The following is a 12,669-nucleotide window of genomic DNA, read 5'->3' as shown; positions in this document are numbered from 1 at the left end:
GGAAAGGCCGCAGAATCAGCTTTTGAAAGCATTGACCCACGTCATGGCGCGTTGCAATGACCCCCCGCTTTCTACATACTTGCGGCCGATTTTTACTCCTAATAAAACACCCAAACCGTGGAACCTTAGAATGAGCACAGCAATCAGTCCGACTGCTTATAACTATAAGGTAGTCCGCCAGTTCGCCATCATGACGGTGGTCTGGGGGATCCTTGGCATGGGGCTCGGTGTCTTCATCGCCTCGCAACTGGTCTGGCCGGAGTTGAACTTCGGTCTGGCATGGACGAGCTTTGGACGCCTGCGCCCGCTGCACACCAACCTGGTGATTTTCGCCTTCGGTGGTTGTGCTCTGTTTGCCACTTCCTATTACGTCGTGCAGCGAACCTGCCAAACGCGACTGATTTCCGACAGCCTCGCGGCCTTCACCTTCTGGGGTTGGCAAGCGGTGATCGTCGGCGCGATCATTACCTTGCCGATGGGTTTCACGACCACCAAGGAATACGCGGAACTGGAATGGCCCCTGGCTATTCTGCTGGCCATTGTCTGGGTCACCTACGGTCTGGTGTTCTTCGGCACCATCGTCAAGCGCAAGACCAAGCACATCTATGTCGGTAACTGGTTCTACGGTGCCTTCATCGTCGTGACGGCGATGCTGCACATCGTCAACCACGCGTCCCTGCCGGTCAGTTTCTTCAAGTCCTACTCGGCTTACTCGGGTGCGACCGATGCGATGATCCAGTGGTGGTACGGCCACAACGCGGTAGGTTTCTTCCTGACCACCGGCTTCCTGGGGATGATGTACTACTTCGTTCCGAAGCAGGCCGAACGTCCGATCTACTCTTATCGTCTGTCGATCGTGCATTTCTGGGCGCTGATCACCCTGTACATCTGGGCCGGTCCGCACCACCTGCACTACACCGCGCTGCCGGACTGGGCTCAGTCCCTGGGCATGGCGATGTCGATCATCCTGCTGGCACCCAGCTGGGGCGGCATGATCAACGGCATGATGACCCTGTCGGGCGCCTGGCATAAGCTGCGCACCGACCCGATCCTGCGTTTCCTCGTGGTATCGCTGGCGTTCTACGGCATGTCGACCTTTGAAGGCCCGATGATGGCCATCAAGACCGTCAACTCGCTGTCGCACTACACCGACTGGACCATCGGCCACGTACACGCCGGCGCTCTTGGCTGGGTAGCGATGATTTCGATTGGCGCGATCTACCACATGATCCCGAAACTGTTCGGTCGTGCGCAGATGCACAGCACCGGCCTGATCAACACGCACTTCTGGCTCGCGACCATCGGTACCGTTCTGTACATCGCTTCGATGTGGGTCAACGGCATCACCCAGGGTCTGATGTGGCGTGCAATCAACGACGACGGCACCCTCACCTACTCGTTCGTCGAAGCGTTGCAAGCCAGCCACCCTGGTTTCATCGTTCGCGCCCTGGGCGGTGCGTTCTTTGCCAGCGGCATGCTGTTCATGGCCTACAACGTATGGCGTACCGTACGTGCCTCGAACCCGGCTGAAGCCAAAGCTGCTGAACAGATTGCTGTAGTTGGAGCTCACTGATGAAGCATGAAGCAGTCGAGAAGAATATTGGCCTGCTGGCCTTCTTCATGGTTATCGCCGTCAGCGTCGGCGGCCTGACTCAAATCGTTCCGCTGTTTTTCCAGGATGTCACCAACAAGCCGGTCGAGGGCATGAAGCCGCGCACCGCCCTTGAGCTGGAAGGCCGCGACGTATACATCGCCAACGGTTGTGTCGGCTGCCACTCGCAGATGATCCGCCCGTTCCGTGCTGAAACCGAACGTTACGGCCACTACTCGGTCGCGGGTGAAAGCGTTTGGGACCACCCGTTCCTGTGGGGTTCCAAACGTACCGGTCCGGACCTGGCCCGTGTCGGCGGTCGTTACTCCGATGACTGGCAGCGTGCGCACTTGTACAACCCGCGCAACGTAGTGCCTGAGTCGAAAATGCCGGCTTACCCGTTCCTCGTGGAAAACAAGCTCGACGGCAAAGACACCGCCAAGAAAATGGAAGTCTTGCGCACGCTCGGCGTCCCTTACACCGACGAAGATATCGCCGGTGCCAAGGATGCTGTGAAGGGCAAAACCGAAATGGACGCGCTGGTGGCCTATCTGCAAGGCCTGGGCACCATCATCAAAAGCAAACGGTGATTTAGATGGATATCGGGATGATTCGTGGCCTGGGCACCGTTGTTGTGATGGTGGCCTTCATCGGTCTGGCGCTGTGGGTGTTCAGCCCCAAGCGCAAGTCGGAGTTTGAAGACGCGACCTTGCTGCCTTTCGCGGATGATCCCGAAGCCATCAAGCACGTCGAGCAAGCTTCTAGGAGTAACAAAGAATGACTACATTCTGGAGTCTGTACGTCACAGTCCTCAGTCTCGGCACCATCTTCGCCCTGACCTGGCTGCTGCTGTCCACCCGCAAGGGCCAGCGCAGCGAATCCACCGATGAAACGGTCGGCCACTCCTTCGACGGGATCGAGGAGTATGACAACCCGCTGCCGAAATGGTGGTTCATGCTGTTCGTGGGCACCATCATCTTCGCCCTCGGCTACCTGGTGCTGTACCCGGGTCTGGGTAACTGGAAAGGCCTGTTGCCGGGTTACAACTACCTCGATAACGAGAACAAGACCGCGTTCGCCAACGGCCAGACCGGCTGGACCGGCGTTCACGAGTGGGAGAAGGAAATGCTCAGGTCGGACGCCAAGTTCGGCCCGATCTTCGCCAAGTTCGCTTCCATGCCGATCGAAGAAGTCGCCAAAGACCCGCAAGCCCTTAAGATGGGTGGCCGCCTGTTCGCCTCCAACTGCTCGGTCTGCCACGGTTCCGACGCCAAAGGCGCCTACGGCTTCCCTAACCTGACTGACACCGACTGGCGCTGGGGCGGTGAAGCGGAAACCATCAAGACCACCATCATGGGCGGTCGTCACGCTGTGATGCCGGCCTGGGCTGAAGTGATCGGCGAGCAAGGCGTTGCGGACGTTGCCGCGTTCGTGCTGACCAACCTCGATGGCCGCAAGCTGCCGGAAGGCACCAAGGCTGATCCGGTTGCCGGCCAGAAACTGTTCGCCGCCAACTGCGTGGCGTGTCATGGCCCGCAAGGTAAAGGCACGCCAGCAATGGGCGCCCCTGACCTGACTCACCCGACCGGCTTCATCTACGGTTCGAGCTTCGCTCAACTGCAGCAGACCATCCGTTACGGCCGTCAGGGCCAGATGCCTGCGCAAGAACAGCTGCAAGGCAACGACAAGGTTCACCTGCTGGCGGCTTACGTCTACAGCCTCTCTCACGGTGAGAAAGCACCGGAAGCAGACGCCCAGTAAGATAAACGCTTGATGCAACAAAAAACGGCCCCGTCATCTGACGGGGCCGTTTTCGTTTCAACTGGATAATCGCAGGTTATCGAACCTCAACCGTCTGGATCTCTTTGCGGCTTGGCCAGTTATTCTGGTTGACCTGAAACACCTTCAACGTTTTGCGATCCGTGGACATATCGGCGATCAGGTAGGTCTGGTTCGACGCCCCACCGCTCAAGAATACCGGCACATCCCCGAAGTAGTCCCGTTTGTTCCATCCGTAGTAGCTCCCGGGCTCGGTATGCAAATGCCCGGCAAACACCGCCGTCACCTTGTATCGCTCGATGATTGCCTTGAACCGGGCAATCTGTTCGGTACTGCCCTTCCAGCGATCCGGCTTGTGCATGTTCAGAAGAATGATCTTTGCGCTCTCACTTGCGCGTTTTAAATCTTCCTCCAGCCAATCCAGAGACTCGCAAACCTGGTAACCCGTGAGCACTCCCCAATCCCAAGCGGTAAACCCGACGGTATAGGTGGGCTCATTATGTAATTGAACAATGTGTACATCGCCAAAGTCTTTAGAATAGGCCAGGCTACCGAAGACACTTTTTTTAATCGTGCCCTCATCCGACACTCTCATATCCAGCGTCGTTAACTTGCCCAAGTAACGTTCCTTGAAATCAACAATACTGCCGGCCGCACAGTTATTCAGAAAACAATCATCGACGTTGTTTTCATAATCATGATTCCCCAGGCCATAGTCATAAACACCCCCCAGTTGCTTATCCAGTATCGACCGGGTCATGTCGCGCTGGTAGCCGTGACCGAAAGCGGTCATGTCGCCGTTGACCATGACTGGAATGTGCGTCGGGTCAACAGAATGATTACGCCTGAAGCTGGCGACGTCGGAGTATTGGCTCTCAATCAGCCACTTTGAACGCTGCTCCTTATCCGAGGTTGTTTCATCCCACCCATGGTCGGAACTCTCAGTCCACGGATACTGCGGATCCGAGGTAAACACTAAATGCCGAGGCAGGTTATTATCTGCCGAATGTGCACCAAACGTAACGACACATAACAAAGCGCCCAATAGCGCATTGACTTTTTTATCGAGAAACATAGAAATCCATCTCTATTGAAGTTAGGTACAAGACACACCGTCTTGCCCGAGCAAGTTATGACAACTTAAAAGTCAAAACAAACATCTATCGTTTCAATATCAATAGATCATGTTTCCTGCAATTTCACTATTGCGCTATTGGAGAAGCCAGATGCACCACTACGACCGACGGTCCCTCAACGAGGTTGCGAGACACAAAGCCAAGTAGTAACGTTCCTACATCGACGCTTTTTGCAGGAGCCTACGCATGATGGCCATCACCACCATTTCCAGTCGTGAATTCAACCAGGACACAAGTAGTGCCAAAAAAGCCACGCGTCATGGGCCGGTTATCATCACCGACCGTGGCAAGCCTGCTCACGTACTGCTAAGCATTGAGGAATACCAAAAACTGACTGGCATAAACGCCAACATCGTCGACCTGTTGGTGATGCCCGAAGCGGCAGACATCGAATTCGAAACCGAGCGTACCGTCATCACTCATCGACCCGTGGATCTGTCCTGATGTTTCTACTCGACACCAACGTGATTTCTGAACTGCGTAAACCTCAGGCTGACGCGAACGTCGTCGCCTGGGCCAAAAGTGTCATCGCACCACGCCTGTTTATTTCGGCCATTACTTTGAAGGAACTGGAGACAGGGGTTCTTCGAATGGAGCGTCGCGACCCCGTTCAGGGGAAGGTATTGCGCACCTGGCTGAAGCGCCAGGTTATACCGGCCTTCGATGCCAGAATCTTGCCGGTCGATGCCGCCGTGGCACTCCGCTGTGCCAGCTTGCATGTTCCAGATCGTGCCAATGAAAGTGACGCCCTGATCGCAGCGACTGCACTGGTTCATGGCCTTACGGTAGTCACCCGTAACATCAGCGATTTTCAATCCAGCGGTGTGGCACTGATCAATCCATGGGACGAATGAGTTCGCCGCCCCTGCAAAACCGTTCATAATTCACAAGTCAATTGATTCAAGTCATTACACCATCAATTGATTTTCCCCAACGCGACCAAAGGTCGCACCCTTGCGCTAGAGCTACAAGCGTATCATTGCGCCACTGCAACACCTCTTTTTGACCGCGGTCGGCACGTACTGACCGAGGCATTTTTCCACTGCCGTGGGATGCAATGATGAGCAATCAGATTCCGGTACACGACGTCACTCCGCCTGCCAAGAACGCGAACAACAGCGTCGATCTCTACGCCTCTCGAGAAAAGATCTACACCCGCGCCTTCACCGGCCTGTTTCGCAATCTGCGGATGATCGGCGGTGCCGGACTGTTTCTGTTGTATTTCGGCACGGTGTGGCTGAACTGGGGCGGCCATCAGGCCGTCTGGTGGAACCTGCCGGAACGTAAATTCTTTATTTTTGGCGCGACTTTCTGGCCTCAGGATTTCATCCTGCTCTCGGGCATTCTGATCGTCAGTGCCTTTGGCCTGTTCTTCATCACCGTGTATGCCGGTCGCGTCTGGTGCGGCTACACCTGCCCTCAGAGCGTCTGGACCTGGATCTTCATGTGGTGCGAAAAAGTCACCGAAGGCGACCGCAACCAGCGCATCAAGCTCGACAAGGCGCCGATGAGCGCCACCAAGTTCCTGCGTAAATTCAGCAAGCACACGATGTGGCTGCTGATCGGTTTCGTGACCGGCATGACGTTTGTCGGTTACTTCTCACCGATTCGCGAACTGGTGATCGATTTCTTCACCGGCCAGGCCGATGGCTGGTCGTATTTCTGGGTCGGTTTCTTCACCCTCGCCACCTACGGCAACGCCGGTTGGTTGCGCGAGCAGGTGTGCATTTACATGTGCCCGTACGCACGCTTCCAGAGCGTGATGTTCGACAAGGACACGCTGATCGTCTCCTATGACCCGCGCCGTGGCGAAAGCCGTGGCCCGCGCAAGAAAGGCATCGACTACAAGGCTCAGGGTCTTGGCGATTGCATCGACTGCACCATGTGCGTCCAGGTCTGCCCCACCGGTATAGACATCCGCGACGGCCTGCAAGTCGAATGCATCGGCTGCGCCGCGTGCATTGATGCCTGCGACAGCATCATGGACAAGATGGATTACCCACGGGGCCTGATCAGCTACACCACCGAGCACAACCTGTCGGGGCAAAAAACCAATAAACTGCGCCCACGCCTGATCGGCTATGCCACGGTACTGCTGGCGATGATCGCGCTACTGGTGACTGCATTCTTCATGCGCTCGCTGGTCGGCTTCGATGTCAGTAAAGACCGCGTGTTGTACCGCGAGAATGCCGAAGGCCGGATCGAAAACGTCTACAGCCTGAAGATCATGAACAAGGACCAGCACGACCACACGTACGTGCTGGAAGCCACCGGCCTGCCGGACCTCAAGCTGCAAGGCAAGCGCGAGATCAAGGTCGCCGCCGGGGAGATTTTCAGTCAGCCGGTCGAACTGTCCAGCGCACCGGAACAACTGCCGTCGAGCACCAACGAGGTGACATTCATCCTCAAGGACGCCGACGACGCCAACGTCCACATTGAAGCCAAGAGCCGATTCATCGGCCCACAAATTCGTTGAGAGAAGTGATCATGCCCGCACCAACTGCCGCAAGTCCCTGGTACAAGCACCTTTGGCCATGGATCATTATCGCCATTCTGGCCTGCTCGGTGACCTTGACCCTGTCGATGGTGACCATCGCGGTGAACAACCCGGACAACCTGGTCAACGACAACTATTACGAGGCTGGCAAGGGCATCAACCGTTCGCTAGACCGTGAACTGCTGGCCCAGACCCTGCAACTGCGTGCCAGCGTGCATCTGGATGACGTGACCGGCGAAGTCGATCTGCGCCTGAGCGGCAATAGCCAGCCGAAAACCCTTGAACTGAACCTGATTTCGCCGACCCAGCCAGAGAAGGATCGCAAGATCACCCTGGCCCGTAGCGAAACCGAACAGGGTCGCTACATCGGCCAGTTGAGCGACAAGATTGAAGGTCGTCGCTTTGTCGAATTGCTGGGAGTGCAGGATGACAAGATCTGGCGCATGTTCGAAGAAGAACAAGTCAGCCATGCCAAGGATCTGTTGCTCGGTGATGAGCCGCTGCAGGGCGCGGAAGACCTGAAAAAACCGTAAACCCTGCAAACCTGTGAAATCTGTAGGAGCTGTCGAGTGAAACGAGGCTGCGATCTTTTGATGTTGTTTTTAAAGAACAGCAAGGTCAAAAGATCGCAGCCTCGTTTCACTCGACAGCTCCTACAGGGATGAGGCCCCTTCCGGACGATATAGATTCTAGCTCATGAGTACTCCTACCCCCTGCTACCACTGCGCCCTGCCCGTCCCGGCCGGTAGCCGCTTCACCGCCGCCGTCCTCGGGGATACCCGCGAGTTCTGCTGCCCGGGTTGCCAGGCGGTGGCCGAGGCCATCGTGGCCGGTGGGCTGGAAAGTTATTACCAGCATCGCAGCGAAGCCTCGGCCAACCCCGAAGCCTTGCCGGTGCAGTTGGTGGACGAACTGGCGCTGTACGATCGCGCCGATGTGCAACAACCCTTTGTCCGCCACGAAGGCGAACTCGCCGAAACCACCCTGTTGATGGAAGGCATCAGTTGCGCCGCCTGCGGCTGGTTGATCGAAAAACACTTGCGCGCCTTGCCGGCGGTGGCCGAAGCACGCCTGAACCTGTCCAACCATCGCCTGCATGTGCGCTGGGCCGACGCGCAATTGCCATTGAGCCAGGTGCTCAGCGAATTGCGCCACATCGGTTACGCCGCCCACCCCTATCAGGCCGACCGCGCCAGTGAACAACTGGCCAGCGAAAATCGCCTGGCCCTGCGCCAACTCGGTGTCGCCGGGCTGCTGTGGTTCCAGGCGATGATGGCAACCATGGCCACCTGGCCAGAATTCAACATCGACCTCAGCCCCGAGCTGCACACCATCCTGCGCTGGGTCGCGCTGTTTCTGACCACACCCATCGTGTTCTACAGCTGCGCGCCGTTCTTCAAGGGCGCGATGCGCGATCTGCGCACCCGTCACCTGACCATGGACGTCTCGGTGTCGCTGGCGATTGGCAGTGCCTATATCGCCGGGATCTGGACCTCGATCACCGGGGTTGGCGAGCTGTATTTCGATGCTGTGGGGATGTTCGCGCTGTTCCTGCTGGCCGGGCGTTATCTGGAACGTCGTGCCCGGGAACGCACCGCCGCCGCGACCGCACAGCTGGTCAATCTGTTGCCCGCCTCCTGCCTGCGGCTGAGTGCTGATGGCCAGAGCGAGCGGATTCTGCTCAGCGAGTTACGCGTGGGCGATCAGGTGCTGGTGCATCCCGGAGCAATTCTGCCGGCCGACGGTAAAATCCTCGACGGTCAATCGAGCATTGACGAATCCCTGCTCACCGGCGAATACCTGCCACAACCACGAACCCCGGGCGATGCCGTCACCGCCGGCACCTTGAACGTCGAAGGTGCGCTGACCGTAGAAGTCCTGGCGCTGGGTCAGGACACGCGACTGTCGGCCATCGTCCGCCTGCTGGATCGCGCCCAGGCCGAAAAGCCTCGACTGGCGGAAATCGCCGATCGCGCCGCGCAATGGTTTTTGCTGTTGTCGCTTGTCGCGGTGGCCGCCATTGGCCTGCTGTGGTGGGAACTGGATTCTTCGCGAGCCTTCTGGATTGTCCTGGCGATGCTGGTTGCCACGTGCCCGTGCGCCTTGTCGCTGGCCACGCCAACCGCCCTCACCGCCGCCACCGGCACGCTGCACAAGCTCGGTCTTTTGTTAACGCGCGGCCATGTGCTGGAAGGCCTGAATCAGATCGACACGGTGATTTTCGACAAGACCGGCACCCTCACCGAAGGTCGCCTGGCCTTGCGTTCGATCCGGCCTCTTGGGGCCCTGACCAGCGATCAATGCCTGAGCCTCGCCGCCGCTTTGGAAAACCGTTCCGAGCACCCGATTGCCCGAGCCTTTGGCCGCGCGCCGCTGGCCGCCGAAGAAGTTCACAGCACGCCGGGCCTGGGTCTGCAGGGGTTGGTCGGCGCACAACGCCTGCGCATTGGCCAACCGGGTTTTGTCTGCGAACTCAGCGACGCTCAAGTGCCAGCAATGCCCGATGAGCCCGGCCAATGGCTATTGCTCGGCGACAGCCAAGGGCCGCTGGCGTGGTTCGTACTCGACGACCGGTTGCGCGCCGATGCGCCCGCTCTGCTCGCGGCCTGCAAGGCTCGCGGCTGGCGTACGTTGCTGCTGTCCGGCGACAGCTCGCCGATGGTTGCCAGCGTCGCTGCCGAATTGGGCATTGACGAGGCCCGTGGCGGTTTGCGTCCGGACGATAAATTGCAGGTGCTGCAACAATTGCACAAGGAAGGCCGCAAGGTGTTGATGCTCGGTGACGGGGTCAACGATGTGCCGGTCCTGGCCGCCGCCGACATCAGCGTGGCGATGGGTTCGGCCACCGATCTGGCGAAAACCAGTGCCGACGCGGTGCTGCTGTCGAACCGCCTCGACGCGCTGGTGCAAGCCTTCAGCCTGGCCCGTCGCACCCGTCGGGTCATCATCGAGAACTTGCTGTGGGCAGCGCTGTACAATGGCCTCATGTTGCCGTTCGCCGCCCTCGGCTGGATCACTCCGGTATGGGCGGCGGTTGGCATGTCGATCAGTTCGTTGACCGTGGTGTTGAATGCCCTGCGCCTGACTCGCCTGCCGAGCGCGCCGGTAGCCGGCACCACGCCAGAAACCCGCCCGCTGCCGGCCTGAGCCGCGCGGGCATGGAGTCCAGATGCCAGCTCTCTACGTGATGATCCCTGCCGCGCTGCTGATCGTGGCCATCGCTATCTATATCTTCTTCTGGGCAGTCGACAGCGGTCAGTACGACGACCTCGATGGCCCGGCCCACAGCATCCTGTTCGACGATCAGGACCCGAACCACAAGGCAGCGGTCGACGAGGCCAGCGGCCATCCGGCCAAACCGGACGACAAGGCGCCGCCCCATGCTTGAGTTGGCGCCACTGTTGGTGTCTGCGCTGATCCTCGGCCTGCTCGGCGGCGGGCATTGCCTGGGCATGTGCGGCGGCTTGATGGGCGCCCTGACCCTGGCGATCCCCAAGGAACAGCGCAGCCGACGCTTTCGATTGTTGCTGGCCTACAACCTGGGGCGAATTCTCAGCTACGCCGCGGCCGGCCTGCTGATCGGCCTGGCCGGCTGGGCCGTGGCCAATAGCCCGGCGGCGATGTTCATGCGCATCCTCGCCGGCCTGCTGCTGATCGCCATGGGCCTGTACCTGGCCGGCTGGTGGAGCGGCCTGACTCGCATCGAAAGCCTTGGCCGTGGCCTGTGGCGGCACATTCAGCCGGTGGCCAACAAACTATTGCCCGTGTCGAACCTGCCCCGCGCCCTGCTGCTGGGCGCATTGTGGGGCTGGCTGCCGTGCGGGCTGGTTTACAGCACATTGCTGTGGTCGGCGAGCCAAGGCAATGCGCTGGACAGTGCATTGCTGATGCTGGCATTTGGGTTGGGCACCTGGCCCGTGCTGCTCGCCACAGGGCTGGCTGCCGAGCGCGTCACAGCGTTGTTGCGCAAACGCAGCGTACGCATGACCGGTGGCTTGTTGGTGATGGTGTTCGGCATCTGGACCTTGCCGGGGCCTCATCAGCATTGGTTGATGGGGCATTAGCTCGGCGGTGCGCCCATCGCGAGCAGGCTCGCTCCCACCTTGAAATGCATTCCCCTGTGGGAGCGAGCCTGCTCGCGATGGGGCCCTCACCGACCACACAAATCCCGACCGTTGATGCAAATCAAGATGCCCCAGCGTCGACCCCCTAGACTCGCAAACACTGCCAGCCTATCCGGGGGAATGCCCGCATGCTCGACGCCATTCGTTGGGACACAGATCTGATCCGCCGTTATGACCTGGCGGGACCGCGCTACACCTCGTACCCGACCGCCGTGCAATTCGACAGCCAGGTCGGCACTTTCGACCTGTTTCATGCCCTGCGCGACAGCCGCAAAGCCCTGCGGCCGCTGTCGCTGTATGTGCACGTGCCGTTCTGCGCGAACATTTGCTACTACTGCGCCTGCAACAAAGTCATCACCAAGGACCGTGGCCGCGCCCTGCCCTATTTGCAGCGCCTGGAACAGGAGATCCAGCTGATCGCCTGCCATCTAGACCCGACGCAAAAAGTTGAGCAACTGCATTTCGGCGGCGGCACACCGACTTTTCTCAGCCACGACGAATTGCGCCAGTTGATGGCTCAGCTGCGCAAGCATTTCAATCTGCTGGACGACGATTCCGGAGACTACGGCATCGAGATCGACCCTCGCGAGGCCGACTGGTCGACCATGGGTCTGCTCCGTGAACTGGGTTTCAACCGGGTCAGCATTGGCGTTCAAGACCTCGACCCGGCGGTACAACGGGCGGTCAATCGCCTGCAAAGCCTGGAAGAAACCCGTGCGGTGATCGATGCTGCCCGAACCCTGCAATTTCGCTCGATCAACATCGATCTGATCTACGGCCTGCCCAAGCAGACGCCCGAGAACTTCGCCCGCACCGTCGACGAAGTCATCAGCCTGCAACCGGATCGGCTCTCGGTGTTCAACTACGCCCATCTGCCGGAACGCTTCATGCCGCAACGGCGGATCAACGGCAGTGATCTACCGGCACCGGCACAGAAGTTGGAAATGCTCCAGCGCACCATCGAACAACTGACGGCCGCCGGTTACCGCTACATCGGCATGGACCATTTCGCCCTGCCCGATGATGAATTGGCGATTGCTCAGGAAGAATCGACCCTGCAACGCAACTTCCAGGGCTACACCACCCACGGTCATTGCGATTTGATTGGTCTGGGGGTGTCGGCGATCAGCCAGATCGGCGATTTGTACTGCCAGAACAGCAGCGACTTGACCCAGTACCAGAACGCGTTGGCGTCCGCTCAACTGGCCACCAGCCGTGGCCTGATATGCACCGCTGACGATCGCTTGCGCAGAGCAGTGATTCAGCAACTGATTTGCCATTTCAGCCTGGAATTCTCCGAAGTCGAGCAGGTCTTCAATATCGATTTTCGTGGTTATTTCGCCGAGCTTTGGCCACATCTGCTGGATATGGCCGAGGATGGACTGATCGAGTTGGACAACGAACGGATCACCGTACTCCCCGCAGGCCGGCTGCTGGTGCGTTCGGTGTGCATGGTTTTCGATGCGTATCTGGAACACACCAATCGCCAGCGCTTTTCACGAGTGATCTAAGGCCTTGCGGTTAAATTGTCGCAGGCTGGTC

13 protein-coding genes are annotated in these 12,669 nt (G+C 58.8%); 12 read left to right on the top strand and 1 reads right to left on the bottom strand.

Features of this window, described 5'->3' with window-relative positions:
- Positions 1 to 130 precede the first annotated feature (130 nt).
- Genes ccoN through ccoP form a run of 4 tightly spaced genes read left to right on the top strand, consistent with a single transcriptional unit; the run spans position 131 to position 3,352 of the window.
- Positions 131 to 1,573, top strand: coding sequence for a cytochrome-c oxidase, cbb3-type subunit I (gene ccoN, locus ACYZT2_RS10895; protein WP_461972005.1), 1,443 nt, complete (start codon positions 131 to 133; stop codon positions 1,571 to 1,573).
- Positions 1,573 to 2,181 carry a cytochrome-c oxidase, cbb3-type subunit II gene (gene ccoO, locus ACYZT2_RS10890; RefSeq protein WP_007905434.1) on the top strand — a complete coding sequence of 203 codons (609 nt, stop codon included), beginning with the start codon at positions 1,573 to 1,575 and terminating at the stop codon, positions 2,179 to 2,181. Before ccoN ends, ccoO begins: the two co-directional genes overlap by 1 nt.
- Positions 2,182 to 2,186: 5 nt before the next feature.
- Complete coding sequence (locus tag ACYZT2_RS10885; RefSeq protein WP_003175465.1) at positions 2,187 to 2,372, top strand: CcoQ/FixQ family Cbb3-type cytochrome c oxidase assembly chaperone; 186 nt, start codon at positions 2,187 to 2,189, stop codon at positions 2,370 to 2,372.
- Positions 2,369 to 3,352 carry a cytochrome-c oxidase, cbb3-type subunit III gene (gene ccoP / locus ACYZT2_RS10880; RefSeq protein WP_461972003.1) on the top strand — a complete coding sequence of 328 codons (984 nt, stop codon included), beginning with the start codon at positions 2,369 to 2,371 and terminating at the stop codon, positions 3,350 to 3,352. The genes ACYZT2_RS10885 and ccoP overlap by 4 nt, the downstream gene beginning before the upstream one ends.
- A 76-nt stretch (positions 3,353 to 3,428) precedes the next feature.
- Here the strand turns inward: ccoP and ACYZT2_RS10875 are convergent, their stop codons facing one another.
- Positions 3,429 to 4,445: a metallophosphoesterase family protein gene (locus tag ACYZT2_RS10875; RefSeq protein ID WP_461972001.1), complete on the bottom strand. Its 1,017-nt coding sequence runs from the start codon at positions 4,443 to 4,445 to the stop codon at positions 3,429 to 3,431.
- A 250-nt stretch (positions 4,446 to 4,695) separates the two neighbouring features.
- Between ACYZT2_RS10875 and ACYZT2_RS10870 the strand changes: the two genes are divergently transcribed.
- From ACYZT2_RS10870 to hemN, 8 genes are all read left to right on the top strand, one after another.
- Entirely contained in the window at positions 4,696 to 4,950 is a 255-nt protein-coding gene (locus ACYZT2_RS10870) for a type II toxin-antitoxin system Phd/YefM family antitoxin (protein WP_095052003.1), read from the top strand.
- A complete protein-coding gene (locus ACYZT2_RS10865; RefSeq protein WP_461971999.1) occupies positions 4,950 to 5,360 on the top strand; it encodes a PIN domain-containing protein in 411 nt (136 codons plus the stop codon). The genes ACYZT2_RS10870 and ACYZT2_RS10865 overlap by 1 nt, the downstream gene beginning before the upstream one ends.
- Positions 5,361 to 5,566: 206 nt before the next feature.
- Complete coding sequence (ccoG, locus tag ACYZT2_RS10860; protein WP_461971997.1) at positions 5,567 to 6,982, top strand: cytochrome c oxidase accessory protein CcoG; 1,416 nt, start codon at positions 5,567 to 5,569, stop codon at positions 6,980 to 6,982.
- 11 nt (positions 6,983 to 6,993) lie between these two features.
- On the top strand, positions 6,994 to 7,536 hold the full coding sequence (locus ACYZT2_RS10855; protein WP_461971995.1) for a FixH family protein: 543 nt from the start codon (positions 6,994 to 6,996) through the stop codon (positions 7,534 to 7,536).
- A gap of 163 nt (positions 7,537 to 7,699) precedes the next feature.
- Positions 7,700 to 10,150, top strand: a complete 2,451-nt coding sequence (locus ACYZT2_RS10850; RefSeq protein WP_461971993.1) for a heavy metal translocating P-type ATPase — start codon at positions 7,700 to 7,702, stop codon at positions 10,148 to 10,150.
- Positions 10,151 to 10,172: 22 nt separating this feature from the next.
- Entirely contained in the window at positions 10,173 to 10,391 is a 219-nt protein-coding gene (gene ccoS, locus ACYZT2_RS10845; protein ID WP_007905420.1) for a cbb3-type cytochrome oxidase assembly protein CcoS, read from the top strand.
- A complete protein-coding gene (locus ACYZT2_RS10840; protein ID WP_030128460.1) occupies positions 10,384 to 11,067 on the top strand; it encodes a sulfite exporter TauE/SafE family protein in 684 nt (227 codons plus the stop codon). Before ccoS ends, ACYZT2_RS10840 begins: the two co-directional genes overlap by 8 nt.
- A 188-nt stretch (positions 11,068 to 11,255) precedes the next feature.
- Positions 11,256 to 12,638, top strand: coding sequence for an oxygen-independent coproporphyrinogen III oxidase (gene hemN / locus ACYZT2_RS10835; RefSeq protein WP_461971990.1), 1,383 nt, complete (start codon positions 11,256 to 11,258; stop codon positions 12,636 to 12,638).
- Positions 12,639 to 12,669 lie beyond the last annotated feature (31 nt).

It is taken from the genome of Pseudomonas sp. MDT1-85 (assembly GCF_054898065.1).
Note: the sequence above shows the minus strand (reverse complement) of the source record. Positions and strands in the feature narration are given on the sequence as shown.

Excerpts from the sequence above, each read along its gene's own strand:
- ACYZT2_RS10850 (WP_461971993.1), top strand. The coding sequence starts at position 7,700 with ATGAGTACTCCTACCCCCTGCTACCACTGCGCCCTGCCCGTCCCGGCC.
- hemN (WP_461971990.1), top strand. The coding sequence starts at position 11,256 with ATGCTCGACGCCATTCGTTGGGACACAGATCTGATCCGCCGTTATGAC.
- ACYZT2_RS10840 (WP_030128460.1), top strand. The coding sequence starts at position 10,384 with ATGCTTGAGTTGGCGCCACTGTTGGTGTCTGCGCTGATCCTCGGCCTG.
- ccoG (WP_461971997.1), top strand. The coding sequence starts at position 5,567 with ATGAGCAATCAGATTCCGGTACACGACGTCACTCCGCCTGCCAAGAAC.
- ACYZT2_RS10865 (WP_461971999.1), top strand. The coding sequence starts at position 4,950 with ATGTTTCTACTCGACACCAACGTGATTTCTGAACTGCGTAAACCTCAG.
- ccoP (WP_461972003.1), top strand. The coding sequence starts at position 2,369 with ATGACTACATTCTGGAGTCTGTACGTCACAGTCCTCAGTCTCGGCACC.
- ACYZT2_RS10870 (WP_095052003.1), top strand. The coding sequence starts at position 4,696 with ATGGCCATCACCACCATTTCCAGTCGTGAATTCAACCAGGACACAAGT.
- ACYZT2_RS10875 (WP_461972001.1), bottom strand. The coding sequence starts at position 4,445 with ATGTTTCTCGATAAAAAAGTCAATGCGCTATTGGGCGCTTTGTTATGT.
- ACYZT2_RS10855 (WP_461971995.1), top strand. The coding sequence starts at position 6,994 with ATGCCCGCACCAACTGCCGCAAGTCCCTGGTACAAGCACCTTTGGCCA.
- ACYZT2_RS10885 (WP_003175465.1), top strand. The coding sequence starts at position 2,187 with ATGGATATCGGGATGATTCGTGGCCTGGGCACCGTTGTTGTGATGGTG.
- ccoN (WP_461972005.1), top strand. The coding sequence starts at position 131 with ATGAGCACAGCAATCAGTCCGACTGCTTATAACTATAAGGTAGTCCGC.
- ccoS (WP_007905420.1), top strand. The coding sequence starts at position 10,173 with ATGCCAGCTCTCTACGTGATGATCCCTGCCGCGCTGCTGATCGTGGCC.
- ccoO (WP_007905434.1), top strand. The coding sequence starts at position 1,573 with ATGAAGCATGAAGCAGTCGAGAAGAATATTGGCCTGCTGGCCTTCTTC.